This is a genomic window from Pseudomonas sp. NPDC087342 (genome assembly GCF_044744265.1).
Lineage (GTDB): Bacteria > Pseudomonadota > Gammaproteobacteria > Pseudomonadales > Pseudomonadaceae > Aquipseudomonas > Aquipseudomonas nunensis.
This window is the reverse complement of the sequence record NZ_JBIUXZ010000022.1, coordinates 66,661-91,251: the sequence shown is the minus strand read 5'-3', so window position 1 is coordinate 91,251 and position 24,591 is coordinate 66,661. Positions and strand designations below refer to the sequence as shown.

The 24,591-nt window shown below is 57.1% G+C and carries 28 protein-coding genes; 14 read left to right on the top strand and 14 right to left on the bottom strand.

Features of this window, described 5'->3' with window-relative positions; genetic code table 11:
- Positions 1-1,793, bottom strand: a 1,793-nt coding sequence (gene thrS / locus ACIOYV_RS27300) for a threonine--tRNA ligase (RefSeq protein WP_401328704.1), incomplete at its 3' end; no start/stop codon positions are given.
- 373 nt (positions 1,794-2,166) lie between these two features.
- Between thrS and ACIOYV_RS27295 the strand changes: the two genes are divergently transcribed.
- Both ACIOYV_RS27295 and ACIOYV_RS27290 read left to right on the top strand, forming a co-directional pair.
- Entirely contained in the window at positions 2,167-2,469 is a 303-nt protein-coding gene (locus ACIOYV_RS27295; RefSeq protein ID WP_054053054.1) for a hypothetical protein, read from the top strand.
- Between the two features lie 292 nt (positions 2,470-2,761).
- Positions 2,762-2,974, top strand: a complete 213-nt coding sequence (locus ACIOYV_RS27290; RefSeq protein WP_401328702.1) for a cold-shock protein — start codon at positions 2,762-2,764, stop codon at positions 2,972-2,974.
- Positions 2,975-3,046: 72 nt separating this feature from the next.
- On the opposite strand, the gene ACIOYV_RS27285 is transcribed toward ACIOYV_RS27290, so the two are convergent.
- A complete protein-coding gene (locus ACIOYV_RS27285) occupies positions 3,047-3,367 on the bottom strand; it encodes an I78 family peptidase inhibitor (RefSeq protein ID WP_054615463.1) in 321 nt (106 codons plus the stop codon).
- Between the two features lie 167 nt (positions 3,368-3,534).
- Complete coding sequence (locus ACIOYV_RS27280; protein WP_401328698.1) at positions 3,535-3,840, bottom strand: hypothetical protein; 306 nt, start codon at positions 3,838-3,840, stop codon at positions 3,535-3,537.
- A gap of 132 nt (positions 3,841-3,972) precedes the next feature.
- Here ACIOYV_RS27280 and ACIOYV_RS27275 point away from each other — a divergent pair, with 132 nt between their 5' ends.
- A complete protein-coding gene (locus tag ACIOYV_RS27275; protein WP_054053047.1) occupies positions 3,973-4,185 on the top strand; it encodes a hypothetical protein in 213 nt (70 codons plus the stop codon).
- A 33-nt stretch (positions 4,186-4,218) separates the two neighbouring features.
- Here ACIOYV_RS27275 and ACIOYV_RS27270 read toward each other — a convergent pair whose 3' ends face one another.
- From ACIOYV_RS27270 to ACIOYV_RS27235, 8 genes are all read right to left on the bottom strand, one after another.
- Positions 4,219-5,247, bottom strand: a complete 1,029-nt coding sequence (locus ACIOYV_RS27270; protein WP_401328695.1) for a nucleoside hydrolase — start codon at positions 5,245-5,247, stop codon at positions 4,219-4,221.
- Positions 5,248-5,291: 44 nt separating this feature from the next.
- Entirely contained in the window at positions 5,292-5,696 is a 405-nt protein-coding gene (gene rbsD / locus ACIOYV_RS27265) for a D-ribose pyranase (protein WP_163909357.1), read from the bottom strand.
- Positions 5,693-6,610 (bottom strand): ribokinase, encoded by a 918-nt coding sequence (gene rbsK, locus ACIOYV_RS27260; protein ID WP_401328693.1) that lies wholly within the window; start codon positions 6,608-6,610, stop codon positions 5,693-5,695. The genes rbsD and rbsK overlap by 4 nt, the downstream gene beginning before the upstream one ends.
- A gap of 36 nt (positions 6,611-6,646) precedes the next feature.
- Positions 6,647-7,666: a LacI family DNA-binding transcriptional regulator gene (locus tag ACIOYV_RS27255; protein ID WP_401328690.1), complete on the bottom strand. Its 1,020-nt coding sequence runs from the start codon at positions 7,664-7,666 to the stop codon at positions 6,647-6,649.
- Between the two features lie 3 nt (positions 7,667-7,669).
- Positions 7,670-8,647, bottom strand: a complete 978-nt coding sequence (locus tag ACIOYV_RS27250) for an ABC transporter permease (RefSeq protein ID WP_401328687.1) — start codon at positions 8,645-8,647, stop codon at positions 7,670-7,672.
- Positions 8,644-10,197 (bottom strand): sugar ABC transporter ATP-binding protein, encoded by a 1,554-nt coding sequence (locus ACIOYV_RS27245; protein ID WP_163909354.1) that lies wholly within the window; start codon positions 10,195-10,197, stop codon positions 8,644-8,646. The genes ACIOYV_RS27250 and ACIOYV_RS27245 overlap by 4 nt, the downstream gene beginning before the upstream one ends.
- A 56-nt stretch (positions 10,198-10,253) precedes the next feature.
- A complete protein-coding gene (locus tag ACIOYV_RS27240) occupies positions 10,254-11,207 on the bottom strand; it encodes a sugar ABC transporter substrate-binding protein (RefSeq protein ID WP_265044522.1) in 954 nt (317 codons plus the stop codon).
- 197 nt (positions 11,208-11,404) lie between these two features.
- Complete coding sequence (locus ACIOYV_RS27235) at positions 11,405-11,866, bottom strand: hypothetical protein (protein ID WP_401328684.1); 462 nt, start codon at positions 11,864-11,866, stop codon at positions 11,405-11,407.
- A 342-nt stretch (positions 11,867-12,208) separates the two neighbouring features.
- Between ACIOYV_RS27235 and ACIOYV_RS27230 the strand changes: the two genes are divergently transcribed.
- The 3 genes from ACIOYV_RS27230 to ACIOYV_RS27220 all read left to right on the top strand — a co-directional run bounded on the left by ACIOYV_RS27230 (position 12,209) and on the right by ACIOYV_RS27220 (position 14,436).
- Positions 12,209-13,297, top strand: a complete 1,089-nt coding sequence (locus ACIOYV_RS27230) for an asparaginase (protein ID WP_054053030.1) — start codon at positions 12,209-12,211, stop codon at positions 13,295-13,297.
- Positions 13,298-13,451: 154 nt separating this feature from the next.
- A complete protein-coding gene (locus ACIOYV_RS27225) occupies positions 13,452-13,742 on the top strand; it encodes a DUF1654 domain-containing protein (protein ID WP_054615469.1) in 291 nt (96 codons plus the stop codon).
- Between the two features lie 4 nt (positions 13,743-13,746).
- Positions 13,747-14,436, top strand: coding sequence for an endonuclease (locus ACIOYV_RS27220; RefSeq protein ID WP_401328680.1), 690 nt, complete (start codon positions 13,747-13,749; stop codon positions 14,434-14,436).
- A 56-nt stretch (positions 14,437-14,492) separates the two neighbouring features.
- Here ACIOYV_RS27220 and ACIOYV_RS27215 read toward each other — a convergent pair whose 3' ends face one another.
- Positions 14,493-15,389, bottom strand: a complete 897-nt coding sequence (locus ACIOYV_RS27215) for a siderophore-interacting protein (RefSeq protein ID WP_401328677.1) — start codon at positions 15,387-15,389, stop codon at positions 14,493-14,495.
- Between the two features lie 102 nt (positions 15,390-15,491).
- Entirely contained in the window at positions 15,492-15,869 is a 378-nt protein-coding gene (locus ACIOYV_RS27210; protein ID WP_054053023.1) for a hypothetical protein, read from the bottom strand.
- Positions 15,870-16,118: 249 nt separating this feature from the next.
- Here ACIOYV_RS27210 and csrA point away from each other — a divergent pair, with 249 nt between their 5' ends.
- Complete coding sequence (csrA, locus tag ACIOYV_RS27205) at positions 16,119-16,310, top strand: carbon storage regulator CsrA (RefSeq protein WP_017337657.1); 192 nt, start codon at positions 16,119-16,121, stop codon at positions 16,308-16,310.
- Between the two features lie 186 nt (positions 16,311-16,496).
- Here the strand turns inward: csrA and ACIOYV_RS27200 are convergent, their stop codons facing one another.
- Complete coding sequence (locus ACIOYV_RS27200; protein ID WP_401328673.1) at positions 16,497-16,952, bottom strand: DUF2214 family protein; 456 nt, start codon at positions 16,950-16,952, stop codon at positions 16,497-16,499.
- A 157-nt stretch (positions 16,953-17,109) separates the two neighbouring features.
- Here ACIOYV_RS27200 and ACIOYV_RS27195 point away from each other — a divergent pair, with 157 nt between their 5' ends.
- From ACIOYV_RS27195 to ACIOYV_RS27165, 7 genes are all read left to right on the top strand, one after another.
- A complete protein-coding gene (locus ACIOYV_RS27195; protein ID WP_401328670.1) occupies positions 17,110-17,820 on the top strand; it encodes an alpha/beta fold hydrolase in 711 nt (236 codons plus the stop codon).
- Positions 17,821-17,941: 121 nt separating this feature from the next.
- A complete protein-coding gene (locus ACIOYV_RS27190) occupies positions 17,942-18,712 on the top strand; it encodes an alpha/beta hydrolase (protein WP_401328667.1) in 771 nt (256 codons plus the stop codon).
- A gap of 133 nt (positions 18,713-18,845) precedes the next feature.
- A complete protein-coding gene (locus tag ACIOYV_RS27185; RefSeq protein WP_265044510.1) occupies positions 18,846-19,103 on the top strand; it encodes a DUF2790 domain-containing protein in 258 nt (85 codons plus the stop codon).
- Positions 19,104-19,205: 102 nt separating this feature from the next.
- Positions 19,206-19,877: a heavy metal response regulator transcription factor gene (locus tag ACIOYV_RS27180; protein WP_054053013.1), complete on the top strand. Its 672-nt coding sequence runs from the start codon at positions 19,206-19,208 to the stop codon at positions 19,875-19,877.
- Positions 19,874-21,277, top strand: coding sequence for a heavy metal sensor histidine kinase (locus tag ACIOYV_RS27175; RefSeq protein ID WP_401328662.1), 1,404 nt, complete (start codon positions 19,874-19,876; stop codon positions 21,275-21,277). The genes ACIOYV_RS27180 and ACIOYV_RS27175 overlap by 4 nt, the downstream gene beginning before the upstream one ends.
- A gap of 162 nt (positions 21,278-21,439) precedes the next feature.
- The gene (locus ACIOYV_RS27170) at positions 21,440-23,149 is read left to right on the top strand and encodes an acyltransferase family protein (RefSeq protein WP_401328659.1); all 1,710 of its coding nucleotides are present in this window, start codon (positions 21,440-21,442) and stop codon (positions 23,147-23,149) included.
- A 246-nt stretch (positions 23,150-23,395) separates the two neighbouring features.
- On the top strand, positions 23,396-24,517 hold the full coding sequence (locus tag ACIOYV_RS27165) for an acyltransferase family protein (RefSeq protein ID WP_401328656.1): 1,122 nt from the start codon (positions 23,396-23,398) through the stop codon (positions 24,515-24,517).
- Positions 24,518-24,591: the final 74 nt, after the last annotated feature.

The following is a 24,591-nucleotide window of genomic DNA, read 5'->3' as shown; positions in this document are numbered from 1 at the left end:
CGATCTCCGATAACCAAGAGATAAGGAACCTTGAGCAAAGTATGCTCGCGGATTTTAAAGCCGATCTTTTCATTTCTCAAGTCAGACTTGGCACGAAATCCGCTTTCGTTGAGAGTTTTTTCAACCTCAGCGGCGAAATCAGCCTGCTTGTCAGTGATATTCATGATCACTGCCTGGGTCGGAGCCAGCCACGCAGGGAACGCACCCTCGTAGTGCTCGATCAGGATTCCGACAAACCGTTCGAAGGAACCGAGGATCGCCCGGTGCAACATAACCGGGTGCTTGCGACTGTTGTCTTCGGAGACGTATTCGGCTCCCAGACGGACAGGCAGATTAAAATCGAGCTGCAGGGTACCACACTGCCAGACGCGACCGAGGCAATCTTTCAGCGAGAATTCGATCTTAGGACCGTAGAACGCACCTTCACCCGGCTGCAAATCGTACGGCAAGCCAGCACTATCAAGGGCTGCAGCCAAGGCTGCTTCGGCGCGATCCCACAATTCGTCGGAACCAACGCGTTTTTCCGGACGAGTGGACAGCTTCATCTCGACGTCTTTAAAGCCGAAGTCGGCATAAACGTCCATGGTCAGCTTGATGAACGCAGCAGATTCGGCCTGCATCTGCTCTTCAGTGCAGAAGATGTGGGCGTCGTCCTGAGTGAACGCACGTACACGCATGATGCCGTGCAAAGCACCCGATGGCTCGTTACGGTGGCAAGCACCGAATTCGGCCAGGCGCATCGGCAACTCGCGGTAGCTCTTCAGGCCTTGATTGAACACCTGCACGTGGCAAGGGCAGTTCATCGGCTTGATGGCGTAGTCGCGGTTTTCCGACTGAGTAGTAAACATGTTGTCGGCATAGTTGGCCCAGTGCCCGGATTTCTCCCACAGGCTGCGGTCAACGACTTGCGGAGTCTTGATCTCCAGATAGCCATTGTCGCGCTGAACCTTGCGCATGTATTGCTCGAGCACTTGGTACAGGGTCCAGCCGTTCGGGTGCCAGAACACCATGCCTGGCGACTCTTCCTGAGTATGGAACAGGCCCAGGCGCTTGCCGATCTTGCGGTGATCGCGCTTTTCAGCTTCTTCGATGCGCTGGATGTAAGCCGCCAGCTGCTTCTTGTCAGCCCAGGCAGTACCGTAAACGCGCTGCAATTGCTCGTTCTTGGCATCGCCACGCCAGTAGGCGCCGGACAACTTGGTCAACTTGAAGGATTTCAGGAAGCGTGTGTTCGGCACGTGCGGACCGCGGCACATGTCGACGTATTCTTCGTGATAGTACAGGCCCATGGCCTGCTCGTTCGGCATGTCCTCGACCAGGCGCAATTTGTAGTCTTCGCCACGGGCCTTGAACACTTCGATCACTTCGGCGCGCGGAGTGACTTTCTTGATCACGTCGTAATCTTTCTCGATCAGCTGCTGCATGCGCTGTTCGATGGCGGCCAGGTCGTCCGGAGTGAAAGGACGTTCGAAGGCGATGTCGTAATAGAAGCCTTCGTCGATGACCGGACCGATGACCATCTTGGCCGTCGGGTACAACTGCTTGACCGCGTGGCCAACCAGGTGGGCGCAAGAGTGGCGAATGATCTCCAGCCCCTCTTCATCCTTTGGCGTAATGATTTGCAGCGTGGAATCGCTGTCGATGATGTCGCTGGCGTCAACCAGCTTGCCATTGACCTTGCCGGCCACGGTGGCTTTGGCCAGGCCAGCACCAATGGATGCGGCGACCTCGGCTACGGAAACCGGGTGATCGAACGAACGTTGACTGCCGTCGGGAAGAGTAATAGTTGGCATGGCGCCTCCTCTCCTAGTGGTGACCCCTACCAAAGGTCACGTGGGTTGGGATGAGCCAGTACAAGATCCGATCCAGGCCATTCAATAACGAACGCCTGCCTTACAGCGGCAGGAGCCTTGCGGCCAACCGGAAAACCGAACCAGAGTGACTGGGATTCAAATCAGGGTTATTCGTGCCTCTGCCGCTACCGGGACCAATGATCACCGAAGCCCGCAAAAGCCCGAGCGAGGCATGCTAGCACAGATGAACGGTCGTCGCGGTAGAGAGGTTTTCTGCTGGGGCAAATCAGGCGATTTTATGCCAGAGTGATGAACTTGAACCCCGCTTTACCCCTCAGATAACAAGACATTGACCCACAAGGAGCATCCCAGCATGCGTCTGAATCGTTTGTTCGCTGTAGTAGCCCCCATCGTCCTGCTGCTGCCAATGGCGGCCCATGCCGAATGGCCAAAGGGTGAACGCGAGAAATACATGGCTCAGTGCACCCAGGCAGCCACCCCGCAAATCGGCGCTGCGGCAGCCAATGCTCACTGCGCTTGCGGTGCCGACGCGATCAAATCGTACCCGGCCAAGGACCTTCAAGCCCTGATGGACAACAAAGCTGATGAAGCTTTGCAACGTAAGGCGCTGACCCAGATTTCTTCCTGCAAAGCCGATAACAAGGCAAAAAAATAAGCCCTGACGAGCGCTTTCAAGGCTCATCCAGCCAGTGAAAAGCCCTCGAAAAGCGCTTTTTTGTACAATTTATGCAGGTTTTACAGCTTTTTTTATCGTCTTTACTTTCGGCTGAAAGCCTTTTAAATCGGGGCTTTCAGCCCGATCAAGCAGCAAAGAAAGCACGACTGTTTGGCAAACAACCCCTCCGGGGGGCTCCCAAACCGTACATTTCGACTATGATAGTCCCGTGTGCCCAGTTGGCCTGAGCAGCACAGTACTACTGAAAATATATGTTTCTTGGAGATACACCATGTCTAATCGCCAAACCGGCACCGTTAAATGGTTCAACGATGAAAAAGGCTTCGGCTTCATCACTCCTCACGGTGGCGGTGACGACCTGTTCGTACACTTCAAAGCTATCGAAAGCGACGGTTTCAAAAGCCTGAAAGAAGGCCAAACCGTTTCCTTCGTGGCTGAGAAAGGCCAAAAGGGTATGCAAGCTGCACAAGTTCGCCCAGAGTAAGTTTCTGGCGCACTAAAAAAACCCCGTCCATGTGACGGGGTTTTTTATGCGCGAAACAAAAGCTGCCAGCGATCAGCCGCAGTTGACGCGCGTGATCACCAGGTTGTCATCGGTGTTCAGGTTCAGGCGATCGGAGCGGTACTCCAGAGTCACCATGTCGCTGGGCTTGAGGATCCGGGCATTCTGCGCGCCTGCGCGAGTGCGGGCCTGTTCCAGCAGTTCTGGCGAGGCCTTTTTGCCGATGGTGAATTGCGCCGCTTCTGAATCACAGCGGCTGTGGCCGGTGTCGGTCACCACAGGGTCCTTTGCTGCCGACTCGGTGGAGGGAGTACTGCAACCGGCCAGCATGGCAACGGCCAACAAAGTACCCAATGACGCGAGCTTCCAAGGCATGAAGCCTCCTTCTTTCAATAGTTAAGCTGAGTTCGTGCGACCGCCAATCCGGCCTTTGGTTTCACAGGCAGCGCTATCGCCCTGCCCCTCTGTCTGGACAATCAGCGAGTTTGCCTGAGCGTCGCCGTGCCGTTCAGCACTCAATCGTGACTGAATATGAACAGCACTCAATAGATGTCGATGTAGTCGAACGGCGGCGTCGGCCAGTTCTCTTTAAGCGCATTGAAGATCTGCATGACCCAGACCTCATCACTGGCGGCGACCAATCCCACGTAGCCCGAGCCCTTGGCCCACGTCTCAAGACGAAACAGCAGCCCACTGATGTCGGTGCCGCCCACGACGCCCGACGAAATGTAAGCGATGCCGGCCTTGGTGACCCGCAACTGGGTGTGCTCATCGTCACTGGCGGAGGCCAGCAGTTGGCGCACAGCTTCAAGGGTCAAACCGTCAGGGGTATTCAAATCGATCTGCACAGCGCGGTCCTTGAAAATCCATCAAAGACCAAGTGTCGCATAGCCCTCCCCTCATGCCTAAGTCGGAGTGCCAAACATCGCGCAAAATGGTTAACTCGGTACTCAGACTTTTCCGACTTCACGAGCGCCATCATGACCACCCTAAGCATCGACGCCGACATCAAAGCCAAGTGGGCACAGGGCCACAGTTCTTACAGCCCTGGCAGCCCGGAAGAGCTGGCAATCATTGGAATCGATCTGTTGGTCAAGGAGTTGGGAACGCAAGCCGCGCAATCATTTATCGCCCAGGTATTCGAGAAATACCCGGCTGACTATCTCGGCGTGGTGGATTCAGGCAGGGAATAAAAACCCGCAGGCTGGCACCTGCGGGCATACGGCTTACTTCAGGCGAGCCAGACGCTGGGTCAGCAGGTCGAAGAAACCCTGAGCATCGCCATTCTCGACCCAGAACGCATTCTTCGGGGCTTTCAGGCCGTCATACCAATCGACGACAGTCTGGCCAAAGGTGATGCCTTCGCGGCTGTCGATCGCCACGTTGACCGAACGACCGGTGAACAGCTCCGGCTTCAGCAGGTAAGCGATAACAGTGGCGTCATGCACCGGACCGCCGGGAATGCCGTAGTGCTCCATATCGCCCTTGACGTATTCATTGAGAATATCGCCCACGATCTTGCCGGCATTGTTGTTGAGCGCGGCGATCTGCTTCAGGCGCGCGTCGCTGGTGAGGATCTTGTGGGTCACGTCCAGCGGCAGGTAAGTCAGCTTCACGCCGCTCTTGAGTACCACTTCCGCCGCCTGTGGGTCGGCGAACAGGTTGAACTCGGCCACCGGCGTGATGTTGCCGCCATTGAAGTGCGCACCGCCCATGATCACCACTTCCTTGATGCCCTGAACGATTTCAGGTTCCTGGATCAGCGCCAGGGCCAGGTTGGTCTGCGGACCGAGCATGGCGATGGTGATGCTGTGGGGCTTGGCGGCTTTCAAGGTATCGATCAGGTAATTGACCGCATTGCCCTCGGCCAGGCCTTTCTTCGGCTCGTGCACGGTGACACCCGACAGGCCTTCCTTGCCATGGATGTTCTCGGCATAGATCGGCGTGCGCATCAGCGGTTTCGGCGCGCCTGCGTAGACCGGCACGTCTTCGCGCCCTGCCCACTCACGAGCCAGCCGCGCATTACGCGAAGTCTTGTCCAGACGCACGTTGCCCGCCACGGTGGTCAGCGCGCGAATGTTCAGTTCTTCCGGCGAAGCCAGCGCAAACAGCAAGGCAACCACGTCATCGGCACCCGGGTCGGTGTCGATGATCAAGTCGATCTTTTCCGCCGCCTGGGCGCTTGTTGCAGTGATAAAAGACAAAAGCAGCAGACTCCGGAGCAGATGATGCAGTTTCTGAGCATAGCGGTGCATAGCGCACTCCTTGTGCGTGGGAAAGCAAAAAGGGATACAGCGAGTTAGAACGTCACCCCGGACACCAGCACGATGTTGCAGTACGGCGAACATTCGCCTGTACGAACAATCGCCCGCGCCTGTCGGCTGAGGACTTTGAATTGCTCATGGCTGAGCAGGTCACGGCGGCCCAGCGAGCCTTCGGCATTCAGCTCATCGAGTGTCGTCAGGGCCGTGGGTTGCTTGTCCAGGATCTCCTGGGCGAGCACATGGCTTTCGACCTGCATTTCACTGAGCAGCACTTTCAAGGTACTGACGAAATCCGGAATACCGTGGGTCAGGGCCAGGTCGATCAACTCGACGCCCGGCGGCACTGGCAGGCCGGCATCGCCAATCACCACCATGTCGCCATGGCCCAGGGATGCGATCAGCCGCGACAGCGCGACGTTGAGCAGAGGTGTCTTTTTCATGGTGTCTTAAAGGCCTGTACGTCGGACAAGGTAGGAATCGAAGGCTGGGCACCCGCACGGGTGACCGACAGCGCCGCGGCGACCTGACCGAAACGGATCGCTTCGGCTTCGGTTTTGCCGGACGCCAATGCCGCGGCGAAACCACCGACAAAGGTGTCACCCGCCGCCGTCGTATCCACCGCTTTCACGGTCGGCGCAGGGAAATGCTCGAAGCCGGTGCCGTTGGCAAACAGCGAGCCTTGGGCGCCAAGGGTAATGATGACTTTCGCGGCGCCCATGGCGATCAATCGGGTCGCGGCAGTTTCGGCGGTTTCCAGGGAGTCGACCGGCAAACCGCTCAGGGCCGACGCTTCGCTTTCGTTGGGGATCAGGTAGTCGATGGCTGAGTACCAATCCGCCGGCAGCGGACGGCTGGCCGGGGCGGGATTGAGGATCACGGTCTTGCCCAATTCACGACCGCGCTTGAGCGCATGACCGACCGTGGCATCCGGCACTTCCAGCTGACAGATAATCACGTCCGCCGCCTGCAACACCGCGTCGAAACGGTCGATCACTTCAGGCGTCAGCGCACCGTTGGCACCGGCAACAATCACGATCGCGTTCTGGCTGTTGTCATCGACCACGATCAATGCCACGCCACTGGCACCGTCGACAATGCTCACTGCCTGACAATCGATCTGTTCGGCCAACAGCGCCCCGCGCAATTCCTGGCCATAGGCATCGGTGCCGACGCAGCCGACCATCGACACCTCAGCCCCCAGACGCGCGGCAGCCACGGCCTGGTTCGCACCCTTGCCGCCGGAGACCGTGGCAAACGACTGGCCGATCAGCGTTTCACCGCCGCGAGGCAGTCGTGGCGCCCGGGTCACCAGGTCCATGTTCAGGCTGCCTATTACCACTACTTTTGCTGGCATACGTCACTACTCATTAATTCGGTTTCTGCTGTGCTTTCAGCGGAATTCGGAGAACACACCGGCCAGCGGCGCGGTTGACTCTCGCAAGACAATGCTGGGGGTCACGATCCGTTGATCGGTGGCCAGGCCCGGCGTGGCAATCCGGCGCAACAGCACTTCGGCGGCCATCTCTCCCAGTTGCAGGATCGACTGGCCGACAGTGGTCAGCGCCGGGTAGACATAACGACTCATCTGAATGTCGTCGAAGCCGATCACCGACAACTCGGTGGGCACGCGAATATTGCGCTCGGCAGCCGCTCGCAGCACACCGATGCCGATCATGTCGTTACCGGCGAAAATCGCACTGGGCGGGTTCTTTTCCAGCAGGATCGCGGCGGCACTGTAACCGCCGGTGCTGGTGAAGTCGCTTTCCAGCATGCGCTCGCGCGGCACTTCGACGCCCGCCTCTCGCAACGCCCGGCAGTAACCGGCCAGACGCATTTGCGCCACGCTGGTGTCTGCCGGCCCGCCGATGGTGGCGATGTCCCGATGCCCCAGCTCCAGCAGATGCCGGGTCGCCAGGTAGGCGCCGTATTCGTGATCGATGCGCACCAGGTCGGCATTCACACCATCCAGCCCACGGTCGACAATCACCATTGGCGTGCGCACGCCCGCCAAGCCTTCAGCGAGCACGGCATCACCACCGGCCGAGGCCACGATCAAGCCGTCGATGCGTTTTTCCAGCAGCACCCTTAAATAGCTGCGCTGCTTGTCCGGGTTGTCGTCGGAGTTACAGAGGATCACGCAATAGCCGTTACGCTCGCAGTAATCCTCGATACCCCTGGCCAGTTCGGCGAAGTAAGGGTTGAGGCTGTTAGGCACCAGCAAACCGATGGTCGCGGTGGTTTTCGCTTTCAACGAACGCGCGACGGCGCTGGGTACGTAGTCGAGGCTTTTGATCGCCGCTTCGACTTTCACCCGCACTTCTTCACTGACCGGCCGCGTCTTGTTCACCACGTGCGACACCGTGGTGTAGGAAATTCCTGCGAGTGCCGCCACATCCTTGATCGTTGCCATGAATCAGGTCCGCCGGCTTGCGCGCTGACTGCGATAAGTATCAAGCACCACCGCCACCACAATAACCGCACCAGTGATGATGCGCTTGGTCGGTTCGGTCGCACCGATCTGCGCCAGACCGGCCGCCAATACCGAGATGATCAACACACCGAAGAACGTACTGATCACCGAACCGCGCCCGCCCATCAGGCTGGTGCCACCGATCACCACGGCAGCAATCACTTGCAGCTCCAGGCCGGAACCGGCATTCGGGTCTGCGGCTTCCAGACGGGAAATCTGGAACAGCGCAGCGATGCCGGCCAACAGCCCCATCAGGCTGAATACCAGAATCTTGTAGGGTTTTGGATTGATCCCCGCCAGACGCACCGCTTCTTCGTTGGTGCCGATGCCGATCAGGTAGCGGCCGAACACCGTACGGGTCAGCACCGCCTGGGCGACGATGATGATTACGAAGGCAATGATGAACGACGGCGAAATGCCGAAGGCGATCGGGTTGGACAGCCAGGCGAACGCGTCACCGATGTAGGCCGTACGCGAGCCGGTCATCTGGTACGCCAGGCCACGGGCCATTTCCAGCACGCCGAGGGACACGATGAACGACGGAATGCGCCAGGCCACGGTGATCGAACCGGTGATGGTCCCGGCCATTGCCGCCACGGCCATGCCGAACAGGGCCGCCGGCAAAACGCTCCAACCCCAGCCGAGAATCGCTACGCTGACCGCCGAAGCCGCAAGCGCCAGCACCGAACCGACCGACAGGTCGATGCCGCCGATGATCAGCACGAAAGTCATGCCGACCGCCAACACCATCAAGTCAGGGATCTGGTTGGCCAGGGTACTGAAAGTGTCGTACGACAGGAAATGGCTGCTCAGCATCGAGAACAGCACGACCATCGCCAGCAAGGCACCGGCCAGGCCCAGATAGGTGCCGAGGCCGTAAAAATTGCCACTACGTTTACCGGCAGACGTTGCAGTTTTCATGGAAGATCCCTAGGCGCTGCTTCGTTGAGCAGCGCATCACGTTTTTGGTAGCCGGCGAAAGCGGCGGCAAGCAAATCATCCTGGGTCCAGCTGTCGCGCTCGAACGTGTCGATCAGGCGCCCCGCCGACAACACGCCGATCCGGTCGCAGATCAGCATCAGTTCACGCAAGTCACTGGACACCACCACCAGCGCTTTACCCTGGCGAGTCAGTTCGCCGAGCAAGGCATAGATATCGAACTTGGCGCCGACGTCGATGCCACGGGTCGGCTCATCGAACAACATCACCGAACAATCGCGTTCCAGCCAGCGGCCGATCACGACTTTCTGCTGGTTGCCGCCGGACAGCTCGGAGACCAATTGCGTCGGGCTGGAACTGCGGATCCGCATCGCGCTGATCTGACGTTGGGCCAGGGCCATCTCGTCACCGTTGTTGACGACGCCCGCGCTGGAAATCACCGGCATGTTGCCCAAGGCAATGTTGGCGCTGATCGACTGGGTCAGCAGCAGGCCTTCGCCCTTGCGGTCCTCGGTGATCAGGGCGATGCCGTGACCCACCGCGTCGGCCGGCGAACGAATGCTCACGACTTTGGCCGGAGAGCCCAGCGCAACCGTGCCGCTGTCTGGCGTGTCGGCGCCGAAGATCAGGCGCAGCAACTCGGTGCGCCCTGCCCCGATCAGCCCGGAAATGCCGAAGATCTCACCGGCGCGCACTTCGAAAGACACATCACGGACCTTGTCTGAACGGGTCAGCCCCGTGACCGTCAAGGCCGGCGCACCGATGTTGCGCGGCCCCATGTCCATGTGTTCGCCCAACTCGCGACCCACCATCAGGGTGACCAGTTGCTCACTGTTGTAATTGGCCATCGGCTCGACGCAGACCAGATTGCCGTCGCGCAATACCGCAATGCGCTGGGCCACTCGTGCCAGTTCTTCGAGGCGGTGGGAAATGTAGATGATCGACACGCCACGAGCTTGCAGACGAGTGATCTGTTCGAACAGCATCTCGACTTCCCGCGCCGTCAGCATCGCAGTCGGTTCGTCGAGGATCAGCACATGGCAGTCGCCGATCAGGTTGCGGGCGATCTCGACCATTTGCTGGTGACCGATGCCCAGTTCGCCGACCAGGGTGTCCGGGTCAATCGCGTCGAGGCCGACTTGGGCCATTGCTTCGATCGCTGCCTTGCGCAATTGCTTGCGGCTGATCCAGCCACCGCTGCTCGGCAGGTTATCGAGAAACAGGTTTTCCGCCACCGACAGGGTCGGCAACAGATTGAGTTCTTGCATGACCATGCGGATGCCCAGGTCTTCAGCCTGGGTACGGCTGCCGGGGCGATATTCCTGACCCTGGAATTGCATCTGGCCGGTGGTCGGTGTGACCAGGCCGCCGATGATCTTCGACAGGGTGCTTTTGCCGGCGCCATTCTCACCGGTCAGCGCCAGCACTTCACCGCGCATCAGCGTCAGGTCGATGCCGGTCAGAACCGGTTGGGCATAGGTCTTACCGATACCGCTGACCGAGAGGACAGCGTTCGGGGCGGAAACTGACATAAAAACTCTCCATGCGCTCGCCCGGACGGGCGAGCACCGTTGTGTCGCCAGAAGGACTACTTGGTAACCAGCTCTACCGGAGTTTCGATCACGCCGTTGGTACCGCTGTCGACTTTCTCGCCTTTGATGATTTTCAGCGCAGTCTCGATCCCGAACACGGCTTGCTTGGCAGCAAACTGGTCAGCGGTGGCCAGGACACGGCCATCCTTGAGCATCGGCTTGATGGCGTTGATGTTGTCGTAACCGACCACTTGCACCTTGCCTGCCTTGCCGGCGGCACGGACCGCGGAAACAGCGCCGACGGCCATGCTGTCGTTACCGGCCAGCAGGGCTTTGACGTCCGGGTATTCGCTGAGGATCGACGCGGCAACCTTGTTGCCTTTGTCGATTTCCCAATCACCGGACTGCAAGGAAACCACCTTGATCTGCGCCGCTTCCATCGCGTCTTTGAAACCCGCGGTGCGCTGCTGGGCGTTGGTGGTGGTGGACACGCCTTCGATGATGCCGACTTCGTCACCGGCCTTCAGTTGCTTGGCCAGGTACTCACCCACCAGACGCGCGCCTTTGCGGTTGTCCGGACCTACGAACGGTACGGTGATGTTTTTGCTTTTGACGACGGCCGGATCAAGTTGGTTGTCGATGTTGATCACGGTGATACCGGCATCGACGGCTTTCTTGATCACCGGCACCATGGCTTTGGAGTCAGCCGGCGCGATGACCAGTGCATTGACCTTGGCCAAAATCATTTGCTCGACGATGCGGGTCTGGCCAGCGGTGTCCGTTTCGTCCTTGATGCCGTTGGAGATCAGGTCGAAATCGGCGGAATGGTCTTTCTGATAGGCCTTGGCGCCGTCTTCCATGGTCAGGAAGAATTCGTTGGCCAGGGATTTCATGACCAGCGCTACTTTAGGTTTTTCAGTATCGGCGAACGCCGAAGAGAGGGGCAACGCGGCGGATGCGGCAGCCAGCATAGCGACAGCGAGAAGACGTCCAGCGAATGGCAGCTTCATGGGTTCACTCCGATCTTATGATTATTGTGAGCAACGCTTGCGCTGGCGTAGGCTACAGGGTGTCCTTCGATGGATCGAGCCATCGAGAACGCCGCGCAAACGTTTGCGTAGACCGAACTATGCGAACCCTGCCGAGATTTGTCAACGAGCAGAATCGACCATTTTGTGCACTGCCTGGCAAAAGCCAGGCATAAGCCTCAGGCCGTGGTATTGACCACCGACCCGGTGCTGGAACCCTTGGCCATTTCCTTGACCAATGCCCCGGACACTTCCAGCAGCGCGCCGTTGGTCTCGGCAATCTGCCCTTGAATCGCCATGACCGCTGTCGACTTGGCTTCCGGCGTCGGATAAGACGCTGCTTGGGCTGCGGCCAGTTGTTGCTGTTGCTCACGCAGTTGCTGTTGCAGCTCTTGCATGCGCTTGAGCAGGATTTTCACTGCGGCGCTCTGGTTACTCTTTCCTTCAGATGCAGCCTCGGTATCCGTGCTTTTATCCAGCCCCACCGGGCCAGTCTTGACGACTTTGCCGTCGTCTTCTTGAGTGCCCAACGCTTTGGCGGCCTCTGCCTGCGTGGCATCGTTCAGCGCGCGGATCGTGGCAGCGGATTTGCCGCCAATGGTCACGCCTGCGGCGTTCGGAAGACCGACTGATAACGACATGTGAACTCCTGAAAAAAGATTCCTTTGAAGACCATCGACCTGTGCGGGGTTTTCTTTAGCCCTGATTTGAAATTCGGCAAGGTAACTAATCAACAAGGATCGTAGGCCCTTTCGGAGAACCGAACGCAAATACTCAACGTATTCGGAAACCCGGACAAAAGGTTGTTTAACTTCATTACGGTCGACATAAATACTGATATAAATCATGAGCTTAAAGTTTTCTCTCATTCAAAGTATGGCTGGTACAGATCCTGCTCTTTCTTGTGCACCCCAGGCGTTCAGATCTGCCGGGGGCGTATCTAGATGAACTGCATCAGCACCGTCACTACTAGAGAGAAAATAATGAAATCTGCATTCAACACCTTTATTCCGGGCGCTTTGGCCCTCCTGCTGCTCCTGCCCACCGCCCTTCAGGCGAAAGAAGCTGAAACCCAACAGAAACTGGCGAACGTGGTGATCCTGGCCACTGGCGGCACCATCGCCGGCGCTGGCGCCAGTGCGGCCAACAGCGCTACTTATCAGGCTGCCAAAGTCGGTATCGAACAATTGATCGCTGGCGTGCCGGAACTCAGCCAACTGGCTAACGTGCGTGGCGAACAAGTCATGCAGATCGCGTCCGAAAGCATCACCAACGACAACCTGTTACAGCTGGGTCGCCGCGTCGCGGAATTGGCCGACGACAAAGCCGTCGATGGCATTGTCATCACCCACGGCACCGACACCCTGGAAGAAACCGCCTACTTCCTGAACCTGGTGGAAAAAACCGACAAGCCGATCATCGTCGTCGGTTCCATGCGCCCGGGTACCGCGATGTCCGCCGACGGCATGCTGAACCTGTACAACGCCGTGGCCGTGGCCAGCAGCAAAGAGGCACGCGGCAAAGGTGTGCTGGTGACCATGAACGATGAAATCCAGTCCGGTCGCGATGTCAGCAAAATGATCAACATCAAGACCGAGGCCTTCAAAAGTGCCTGGGGCCCGCTGGGCATGGTGGTTGAAGGCAAATCCTACTGGTTCCGCCTGCCGGCCAAGCGCCATACCATGGACTCGGAATTCGACATCAAAACCATCAAGAGCCTGCCTGACGTAGAAATCGCCTATTCCTACGGCAACGTCAGCGACACTGCCTACAAAGCCCTGGCGCAATCGGGCGCCAAAGCGATCATCCACGCCGGCACCGGCAACGGTTCGGTGTCTTCCCGCGTGGTGCCAACCTTGCAAGCCCTGCGCAAGGATGGCGTGCAAATCATCCGTTCGTCCCACGTCAACGCCGGTGGTTTCGTGCTGCGTAACGCCGAACAACCTGACGACAAATACGACTGGGTCGTGGCACATGACCTGAACCCACAGAAGGCGCGCATCCTGGCCATGGTCGCGCTGACCAAGACCAACGACAGCAAAGAGCTGCAACGGATGTTCTGGGAGTACTGATCCGCCCTCGCCCGACCGGTTCCGGTCGGGCACCGCTTGCGCCACTTGCCTATTCTGGTGAGTGGCATCTCCTACAAAAGAACGCCAACCGTCTTACACCAAACGGAAAAAAACACTGTCAGAGGATTTACTTGAATTTTAAGCAGTTGCGAAAATGCTTACAGTTAAATACTGTATGCCCGTACAGCTTAATAAGGATAATTCCGTGGCCACTACCGCTGCCTCTCCCGGCTCCTTTGAACGCATGGGTCTGCGCGTTCAAAAAATCATCAACTCCCCTACCGCGCAAAAATCCAAAGCCGCGCTGATTTTCCGTCTGCCGGATGAACCGGTGGACGAATGGGAACAGCTGCTCGAAGAAATCGACGAAAACGATAACGTCACCCTCGCCTATCGCGACGATGGCGGTGTGCAGATTTTCTGGGTTGTGCCGAAGGAAGATTGAGTCAATGAGTGTCCGCTGTTTTGCGTTGCTGTTTCTGTTCATTGCCATGGGCGCCCAGGCCGGCGCCCCGCGCACCTTCAACGAAGCCAAGAAAGTCGCGTGGAAGCTCTACGCACCGCAATCCACCGAGTTTTATTGCGGCTGCAAATACACCGGCAACAAGGTCGACCTCGCTGCCTGTGGTTATGTGCCGCGCAAAAGCGCCAAGCGTGCCGCCCGCATCGAGTGGGAGCACATTGTCCCGGCCTGGCAGATCGGCCATCAGCGCCAATGCTGGCAGTCGGGCGGGCGCAAAAACTGCACACGCTACGACCCGACCTATCAGAAGGCCGAGGCCGACTTGCACAACCTGGTGCCGAGCATCGGTGAGGTCAACGGTGACCGCAGCAACTTCAGTTTTGGCTGGCTACCGGTGCAATCGGGTCAATACGGTTCGTGCCTGACCCAAGTCGACTTCAAGGCCAAGAAGGTCATGCCCCGCCCGTCGATTCGCGGGATGATCGCCCGGACCTACTTCTACATGAGCAAGCAGTACGGATTGAAACTGTCCAGACAGGATCGCCAACTGTATGAAGCCTGGAACAAGACTTATCCGGTGCAAACCTGGGAGCGCCAGCGCAATCAGAGCGTGGCGTGCGTGATGGGACGCGGCAATGAATTTGTCGGCCCGGTGGACATGAAAGCCTGCGGTTGAACAACCGCTGAAAACACAAAGGCCTCGGGCATTAAAACCCGAGGCCTTTGTTCGCTCTAACCGCCGACTTTGTTGTAGCGCCAGTAGCCCATCAGGTTGAGCGACTCCCGGGGAATGCCGCGCTCCTTGATCAGGTACTTGCGCAGGCTCATCACCGCGACCGTCTCTCCGGCGATCCAGCCGTAGAAACCATCACTGGCCGACGCGGAGGTTTCCCAGAGGATCTCCTCGTTCACATTCACTTCCGCCAGTTCCACGGATTCTTTCGAAACGTAGGACGGCAGGTTCGCCCGCTGGACCGCCTCGACCATCAACGACCCTGCGCTGGCGTGGTCGCGAACCAGCCACTCCACCGAAAGCCCCGGCCAATCTGGAACCGGCAACGCATCTTCCAGGCTGTCGACTTCAAAAAAAGCCTGGGTCAGCGGCGGCTCGTCAAGGACGGACAACTCGTCGAGGATCCCGAGCGCCGCCGGCAACGCCGTGGCATCGGCGACCAGCAACAATTGCTTGAGCGCTTGCGGCGGCTTCCATTCGAAACCGCCTGCATCCTGGGCCGTGAAGTGCCGATCCGGCGCGGTGATCTGAATCGAGGCGCCCGGCACCGATCGAATCGCCCAACGGGAAGCCGGACCGGTTTCACCGTGCAACACAAAGTCGATGTCCACTTCGCCTTGATCGGCGCGCAGATGGCGGATGGTGTAAGTGCGCATCGCCGGACGCTGGGCTACCGGCATTGAACGGTAACGCGCATACCAGCCATCTTCATGGGACAGCCGGGCCGGCGATCCATCTTCGGCGGGGAAGAACAGTTTTACCCGCTGATCCGGCGCCCAGGTGGCCATATCGGTGACCATCGGCCCGGCCAGGGTGACGCGCATCATGTGCGGGCTCAGGGTCTGCTTGCGCTGCAAGACCGCGTCGAAGATTTTGTAAGGATTGGCGGAGGCCATGGGGAGCTCCTTCTGGGAATCGACAGTGACTACGTATAAATACGAGTCACCGCGGCCACCCTTTAGGACTCCCCGCTGAACGGCGTCTGAACCGTTACGCGATTACTGAGCCGCCGGACGCTCGATGATCAACGATTCGATGTTCATCTTTTTCGCGCGGGTCAGCGCTGCGTTCAAGTCAGCCTGTCTGGCTTCAGCCTCGGCTTTGGAAGCGAACGGACCGAGCAGGATCCGGTCCTTGCCGTTTTCCCGGACCACATTGGAAACGAAGCTGTGCTCGATCAACCAGCCGCTTAAGTCGCTGACGGCCTGGGTTGTTTCGCCCCGCACCTCGAGATCCCATTGCGGACCCGTTGCAACAGCGGGCGCTGTTGCCGGTGCGGAAACAGTCGCAGAAGGCGTCTTTTGAGCGCTCGCATCCTTTCCTTCACCGCATCCCGCCAACGCCAATACTGCGATTACCAAGGCCATTTTGCGCACAACGTTTCCCTCTGAATGCTGAAAGCGCGGATTTTAGCATTCATGAATACTTCCCGAGTGCCGCAAAATGGGCACAAAACAACGAGAATCATGGATGCGGCCTCTGTATAGTTACGCCTTGGGAATTAATGCAGCATCTGCGCGTCAGAAAGAGGCACCCAAACCGTGAGACTTCGCACTAATCTATAACTACACCGACCTCTGCACTGTCTGAATCAGGTGCCCTACAAAGCAATCAAGGAGAAGACCATGCTGATACTCACCCGCAAAGTCGGTGAAAGCATAAACATTGGTGATGACATCACTATCACCATCCTGGGCGTAAGCGGCCAGCAAGTCCGAATTGGCATCAACGCCCCGAAAGACGTTGCCGTGCATCGCGAAGAGATCTATCAGCGCATTCAGGCCGGGCTGACCGCTCCAGACAAGCCGCAACCCTGAATCCTGCTGCAGTCAGTAGCCAGCCCGTTCGCTTCAGCGCAATGGCTGGCTAAAGATTCATGCACATTGTTTCGCCCCGCCCTGCCCCACCGTTCATCCCCCTCGTGATGTGAAGCCGATACTACCGGCTTCGGCGACGCCTTGGCTGTCAGACAATTCGCTTTAACCCCGACGAATAGGTCACCGCTAGCCGAAGGTCACAGCCCGTGCCATGCCAGTGGCCGCGATGACCATGAGCATCATCAACAGCGCTTCTATATGGCTGATCCGTGCGAACAACTTCGCCCGCCCCAGATCCACCGAAGCGCCACGCCCCAAGGCGATCCGCCACTTGATCAGGGTGATCATCGGCGCCAGCTCCAGCAGCAGGATGATCACGAACAACGTCATCTTGAGATGAAACAGCGGCTGATGAAGGTAGTAGTCGGTGCCTTTTTCGTACCCGCCGAAGGCCCGTATCAGCCCCGTGATCAGCAAAATCCCCGCAGAGATCCCCCACACGTTGTCGGCGACCAGCACGCTACGAACCGGCGCCGTGCCTGCAGCCAGGCGGCTTAATGCCGTGCCCCGAGTCAGCACACCCCAAAGGCCCATGGCAAACGCCAAGAGATGGATCGCCGCGAGAAACCAGTGAGACAGCATAGGGATGCTCCTGACAGGGAAATGGAAAAGGGCTTGTCAGTAGTAGCCCAAAACCTGCCAATCTGCCTGCCAGTGACCTACAGAAAAAGAGGTCGATTCTGACCCGCATGCTGTGAGTCAAATGCGCCAGAATAGGCACTCACCAAGGATGGAACACATGGACCGATCAAAGCTGCCGACGCTTGTCTTGCTACCGGGAATGGATGGAACAGGCGAACTGTTCAAGCCTTTCGTGTCGGCGTTGCAGCACGCTTGCAACATCGTCGTAGTGACTTACCCCTGCGATGTCCCGCTGAGTTACGGAGAGCTGGAAACCATTGCCAGACAGTCGCTGCCCACCGACCGAGCATTCGTATTGCTGGGCGAATCATTCTCCGGACCGATAGCAATCGCGCTGACGGCTTTGCGCCTGCCGCAACAGGTCGGACTGGTACTGTGCTGCACGTTTGTTCGAAACCCTCGGCCGTTGCTCAGTCCTCTGCGCTTTATAGCCAACATCCTGCCAATTGGAGCCGTGCCCGCCACATGGCTCAGCCCGCTGTTACTCGGTCAATTTGCTACCGCTGCATTGCGCACAGCCCTGAGTCGAGCGATCAATCGGGTCAGCCCCACTGTGATGCGCTCGCGACTGCGGTCGGTGCTCGATGTCGATGTGTCGGCGCAACTTGCCCAAGTGAACGTGCCGACGGCTTACCTGCGGGCCACCGAAGATCGCCTGGTTCCACACGCCGCCTCCATGCGGATCTCTCAACTGAAGCCACAGATGCAGATGATCGACGTCAACGCTCCGCACTGCCTCCTTCAAGCGGCACCCGATGAGGCCGCACGCCTGATCATTGAATTTTTACGAGCCGCTGACACCTCGTAACGCATTACAACTTTGTCATTGAGTTGTCAGCGTAGGTCGCACCCTCGATTCATACAGTGTCGTCGTCAGCCACCCAATCCGGGGGGCTCGCCTTCCACCGATGATGACAAAGGTCGACACCATGAAACCAATGAACAAACTCTGCCTGATCGCCGCCAGCCTGATGATGCTCGGCACCGGCTCCGCCATGGCCGGCAACATTGCGCCCGTGAAGGCCGACAACGTCGTGCTGGTGCACGGTTCCTGGGCCGATGGTTCGAGTTGGTCCGAGGTGATCACGCGGTTGCAAGCCGCCGGTTTGCACGTCACCGCTGTGCAGAACCCGCTGACCTCCGTGGCCAACGACGTCGCCGCCACCCAACGCGTACTCGACCAACAAGACGGCCCGACCGTTCTGGTCGGCCACTCCTACGCGGGCACCGTGGTCAGTGAAGCCGGGGTGGATCCGAAAGTCAGTTCCCTGGTCTACGTCGCCGCCCGCGCCCCGGATGCCGGCGAAGATTTCGTCGCCCTCTCCGGCAAGTACCCGACCATGCCCGTGCGCGCCGGCACCGAAGAGCACGACGGTTACGTCAGCTTGAAACAGGATGCCTTCCTCAAGTACTTCGCCAGCGATGTTCCGCACGACAAGGCCATGGAGCTGTTCGCCGTGCAGCAACCGATCGCCAAAACCCTGTTTGGCGAGCGCACCACCGCCGCTGCCTGGCACACCAAACCGTCGTGGTACGCGGTGTCCAGCCTCGACCAGACCACCAACCCGGACCTGGAACGCTTCCTCGCCAAGCGCATGGGCGCGACCACCATCGAACTGCCGTCGAGCCATTTGTCGCTGGTCTCGCACTCGAAAGAAATCGCCGACCTGATCCTCGAAGCCTCCGGCCGCCAGCCGTAATCCCGGGCTGAATTGCATTACAACTTTGTCATTCAACTGTTGGTCGGCTGTTCGGATCGCCTCGTTAACCTGAGCTCACTGCCCAGTCACTCAACCGGCAGCCACCGCCATCCAGATTAGAGAGAGACACATCATGAAAATGTTAATCCTCGGTTTCGCCGCCCTCCTCGCCACCGGTTCGGCTTTTGCCGACACTCAGCCACAAGCGTCGGTGATTCATGACAAGACAGGTTTCTTCGTCCACATGGACGTCGCGAAAGTGCTGTCCAGCACCGACATCTCACAACAGTGCGGCATTATTCCTGCGCGGCTGGACTACCTGGACCACAGCGGTCAAGAGCACGTGCTGGATTACCAGGTCGAAGGCTCCGGCTGCATCAATGACAATTGAGTATGTTGCGCCCACGATGTGTGGCCCGAGTCACCCGCAGATGATCGGGCTACACTGGCTCACGCCCTCCACGGCACAATGATTTCTTTACGGACATCGACCATGAACATCCTAGTCGTTGAAGACGAGCCCAAGGCAGGCAACTACCTGCTCAACGGTCTGCAGGAACTCGGCTACTCGGTCAGCCTGGCGCGCAATGGCGTGGACGGCTTGCACCTGGCCCTGGAAACCTCGTTCGACGTCATCGTGCTCGATGTGATGATGCCGAAAATGGACGGCTGGGAAGTGCTGCGGCGCTTGCGTAAGGAAGCTGATACACCGGTGCTGTTTCTCAGCGCGCGCGACGACATCGCCGACCGCATCAAGGGCCTGGAACTGGGCGCCGACGATTACCTGATCAAACCGTTCTCCTTCGCCGAACTGGTGGCGCGCCTGCGCACCCTGACCCGACGCGGCCCGTCCCGGGAAGAAGAACAGCTGCAAGTGGCCGACCTGCAAATCGACGTGCTTAAACGCCGTATCACCCGCGACGGCGTGCGGATCACCCTGACCAACAAAGAATTCGCCCTGCTGCACTTGTTCGCCACCCACCAAGGCCAAGTGTTGTCGCGCTCGCTGATTGCCTCGCGGGTGTGGGACATGAATTTCGACAGCGACACCAATGTAGTGGACGTCGCGGTGCGGCGTTTACGCTTGAAAGTCGACGACCCGTTCCAGCTGAAACTGATCCACAGCGTGCGCGGTATCGGCTATCGCTTCGACACGCAACCATGAACAACAAGCCTCATTCCCTAACCCTTCGCCTGGCATTGCTGTTTGCGTTGCTGGCCTTTGCTTCAGTCATCACGCTGGGCGTGTGTTTGTATCGCGAGTTGGAACGCGAGTTGATCCGGCGGGACGATGCCGCGCTGATCACTCGAGTCGACCAACTGCGCACCTTTCTGAATGACAGCAACACCCTGGACCTGATCAAGAGCAAACCGGCCTTGTTCCAGAACATGCTCGGCAACCGCGAATCGGTGCTGGTGATCGGCGCGGCCGGACAAAAACCGTTGCTGGTGGTCAATCCCGGCAGGCTCGACTTGCCGAACTTGTCGCCCGTGACCATGGACCATCCGCTGGTCCTGGCCGACGTACAGCACTTTTCCGGCGTGGACGGCGTGCCCTTCGCGGCGCTGGCGGCGACCATCGACTCCGGCGACTTGGGCAGCCTGCAAGTCGTGGCCGGGCGGTTGATGACTGAACGCACCAGCGTGTTGGCCAACTACCGGATACGCGTTTACCTGCTGGCCGGTGTCGCCGCCCTATTGCTCGCGGTCTGCGGCTATTTGCTGCTCTATCGCGGGCTGCTGCCGTTGCGGCGCCTGGCCAAACACGCCCACGGCATTGGCGTCGGCAACCTCACCGAACGCCTCGACAACCACGGCGCACCGCTGGAAGTGCAGCCGATGATCGATGCCTTCAACGGCGTCCTCGACCGCCTCGCCAAAGGCTTCGTCCAGCTCGGCCAGGTCTCCACCGACATGGCTCACGAACTGCGCACCCCGATCAATAACTTGCTCGGCGAAACCCAAGTCGCCCTCCAGCAAAACCGCAGCGTCGAAGCCTACCAACAACTCCTCGCCTCCAACGTCGAAGAACTCGAACGCCTCGCGCGCATGCTCGACAACATGCTGTTCCTCGCCCGAACCGACCCCGCCAGCGCCCTGCGCCAACGCCAGGAGCTGGACGCCGCAGACGAAATGGAACGCATGGCGGATTACTTTGAAGGGTTGGCGGCGGATGTCGGGATCAGCATCAACGCCCATGGCAGCGGCGTGATCTGGGCCGAACCGATGTTGCTGCGGCGGGCGTTGGCCAACCTGTGTTCGAACGCCATCAAATATGGCGCGCCGGATTCGGAGCTCGAGGTAAGTGCAACGCCCTCCTCTGACGGGATCAGCCTGCGAGTCAGTAACCAGGGCGCGACCATTGAGCCAGAGCATCTGCCGAAACTGTTTGACCGGTTTTATCGGGTGGATGAGTCGCGGGAGCGGTCGGCGCAATCGAACGGGTTGGGTTTGTCGATTGTCGCGACGATCATGCAGTTGCATAGCGGAGGGTATGGCGTCACCAGCGAGAATGGGGTGACGTGTTTTGAGTTGTTTTTTCCAGGGAGAAACCGAAGCGAATAAATCGACTGCCTCTCCCCTCTCCTACCATTTGTCAACTGCTGGGTACAAAGGCGTTACAAACGCACACTATTCAATTCCAAATTGCCATCCCTTTCGCTAAGATGCGCGGCCCAACGTAAATCAATACAAAACATTACTTTACGGATAGCCGAGCCAGAAAGAATGGATAACAAAAAAAAACTGGACGCCCTGACTTCCCTCAGGTTTTTTGCTGCTGCGCTCATCGTAGCTTTCCACACAGGCGCTATTCTTGGCATCGGTGATATTTCAAAAGTCATACCTGCCTCACAAGCAGTGTCATTCTTCTTTGTACTCAGTGGTTATATTTTAGCCTACGCTTATCCCGACTTATCCAAACCGGGAAGTGTTCGCAAGTTCTATGTTGCACGGGTGGCCAGGGTATGGCCCCTGCACATAGCAACCATGTTTATATGGATTCTTCTGATCTACAAATTGAACCCGGCACCCCTGCTTTGGGAACACGGTATTTACCGAACGATTGCAACTATATTCATGGTGCAATCCTGGGTTCCAATAGAACTCTGGGCCACTTCGATCAACGGGGTCTCCTGGAGCATATCAACGGAAATTTTCTTCTATCTATTATTTCCTCTTATTGCCCGAAGTTTTACAAGCAGATGGAAGCAGATACTGGCAGTTGAATTAATTATTATTTCCGCAATATTGCTGATCAGTAATTCATTCCCTAACAAAGATTCCTACGGCATCAGTGCAAGCGGCTTGATGTACTTCTTCCCGCCAACACGACTGCTCGAGTTCACGGTTGGGATAGGCATGTTCCACCTGACACAAAGCTTTAAAATATCAGATAACGCACTGAGCAAATCACAATGGACCGCAGTGGAAGTCTCTGCTCTATTGCTGACCTACGTCACCATGATGGCGACCAAAAGTCATGCCATAGGTAGTTTATTTGGCCAAAGCGTTTCCTATTATGTGAGCACTGCGGGCTCATTCCCGGCGTTCGCCGTACTGATTGGCATTTTTTCGTTCGGCAAGGGCCACATCTCGAGCATCCTCAAAACGAGGCCGCTGGTATTCCTCGGCGAGTTAAGCTTTGCGCTGTACCTGGTCCACTACGCCGTTGTTGTATATTTCAAGCAATACACCAATCCACTGTCCTACGACTGGATTTCGTACTGCTTGATCTGGGCAATATCGATTTCGGGCGCATGGATTCTTTCAAGCACCGTAGAAGGTCCGTTCAGAAAAATCTTAATCAATGTATTGGCTGACTCGCCGGTGATGGCAAAGAAGAGAAAAGCCTTTGTCTACAGGACCTTTCAAGCCGCACTGGCTGCGTCCGTCATTGGTTTTGGATTCTACGCCACGCCAAAAGTCCTGGACTACGCCTACCCTCCAGTTGCGATATTCTCTACACCAGCAAACCTGGACGTGGCGAAGTACAGCAACGGAGTTTCCATTACACGCTTTGAGATCCTTGTGCGAAGAGATAAGTCTCTGTACGCAAAAATACAGTTCAAGGCCATCGAAGCGGGCGAGTTTAACTCTACCGTAGCCATTCATCTCAACGACAAAGATGGAAAGATCCTGTTCAACGCAGGGGCTATTGTCTTGAACAGTCAATTCAAAACAGCAGATCACCTTCAAACGGAAGCCTCGATAGAGCTTTCGCCAAACCAGTATTTTTCCACGTCCTCCATCGGTATTGCCGTATTTGACGACCCACAAGTGCTCTACTCCGTGGAGTCACCTAACTACGATTGGGGTCGTACGAGAGCGATAATTTTTGCTCAGCCTAAAGCCACTGAAACTACCTTGCCAATCGCAAAGCCCGTTCCCTCTGACGCTTCAACCAGCGCATTGACAAAACCCTCCAGCGCTACTTAAGCGCCAAGATGATCTCAAGAACAACGGGAGGGTTGGATTAGATGAGGGCGTCGGCGAGTACCTACGGGTACCGATGCTGTGCCGTCACTGCTCAAAAACCGTAGACAGTACGGCACGAAGGCCTCGTCGATCACCGACCTTTTCGGCGCTCCTCTCGACTCTTCAAGCAAAAAATAACCGCTTAATGGCTGCGTTGAGTAAAATGCCCGCCGCTAGCAATCCTTTATTTCCAGGCGGCCCGAACTTATGAATTCGCAGAAGCCATCATCGACAAACTCGAATATAAATTCTGAGCGCGCAATGCACCTTGATGGGATAAGAGGGATCGCCGCACTGGCTGTGGCTATTTTTCATTTTTTTCGATCATTCGATAACTCTCTGATCAGCAGTGCAGAGACGGTAAACCATACATTTTTAAGCACGTTATGGAATGGCCATTTCGCAGTCGCTTTATTTTTTGTTTTGAGTGGCTTTCTTTTCTTTGAAAAATTCTACCGTACGACTATCGTCGCCGCCCTTACAGCCGTTGTAAAACGATACTTCAGATTATGTGTCCCAATTCTCTTTATATGCCTGACTGCGTATGTACTGCATGCATCCGGTCTATTTTTCAACAAGGAAGCCGGCACTGCGAATGGATCAGATTGGCTAGTTCGATGGTACACATTCCCGCCAGACATATACCTCGCGATAACCGAATCACTCTGGAAAGACTTTTTCTATTTTGATCCTACATTGACTTACAACTCCAATCTATGGACGATATCCTATGAGCTACTCGCTGTTTTTCTAGTCATAGCGATTGGTCTTTTGTGCAGACACCTAAATTTCTTATCGCAAATAATACTGTTACTCGCCGCCGCAGCGCTTAGCTTTGGCACTCACTATTTTGAGTTTATTCTCGGATCTCTATTAGCCTTAACCTATCTAAAGCTTAAAACACAACTATCTTTTTTTGTCGCCACCCTGACAGGGCTAATAGCGCTTTCCATCGCACCCCTGACACTTCCACCACAGATGGCAAGTCTTGCAACCGACTTATTTTACCCTTTGGCCGCCGTCCTATTTATCGGATCGGTCAATGCCAACAAGACACTGAGAAAAATATTCTCCAATAAAGTATTTTTGAAGCTCGGCGAAATTTCATTTGGCTTGTACCTAACTCATTTCGTGGTATTGAGCAGTGCTGCATCGGCCGTCTTCATAAGGACCGACTCAATCACACAGACATTCATCGCATACGTAGCAGTCACCGCCGTCGCTTCGATCATCTTTACATACGCAGTAGACAAACCATGGATGAAGTTTCTAAACGGCGCTTTTGGTAAAAAGAAAATCTCATCAACCACCGCAATACCATTCCAATGAGACTGCAACCCATCATTATTATCTGAGCCAAAACCAGGTTAGTCGGATACCACGAAGATATTGACGACTTGGTG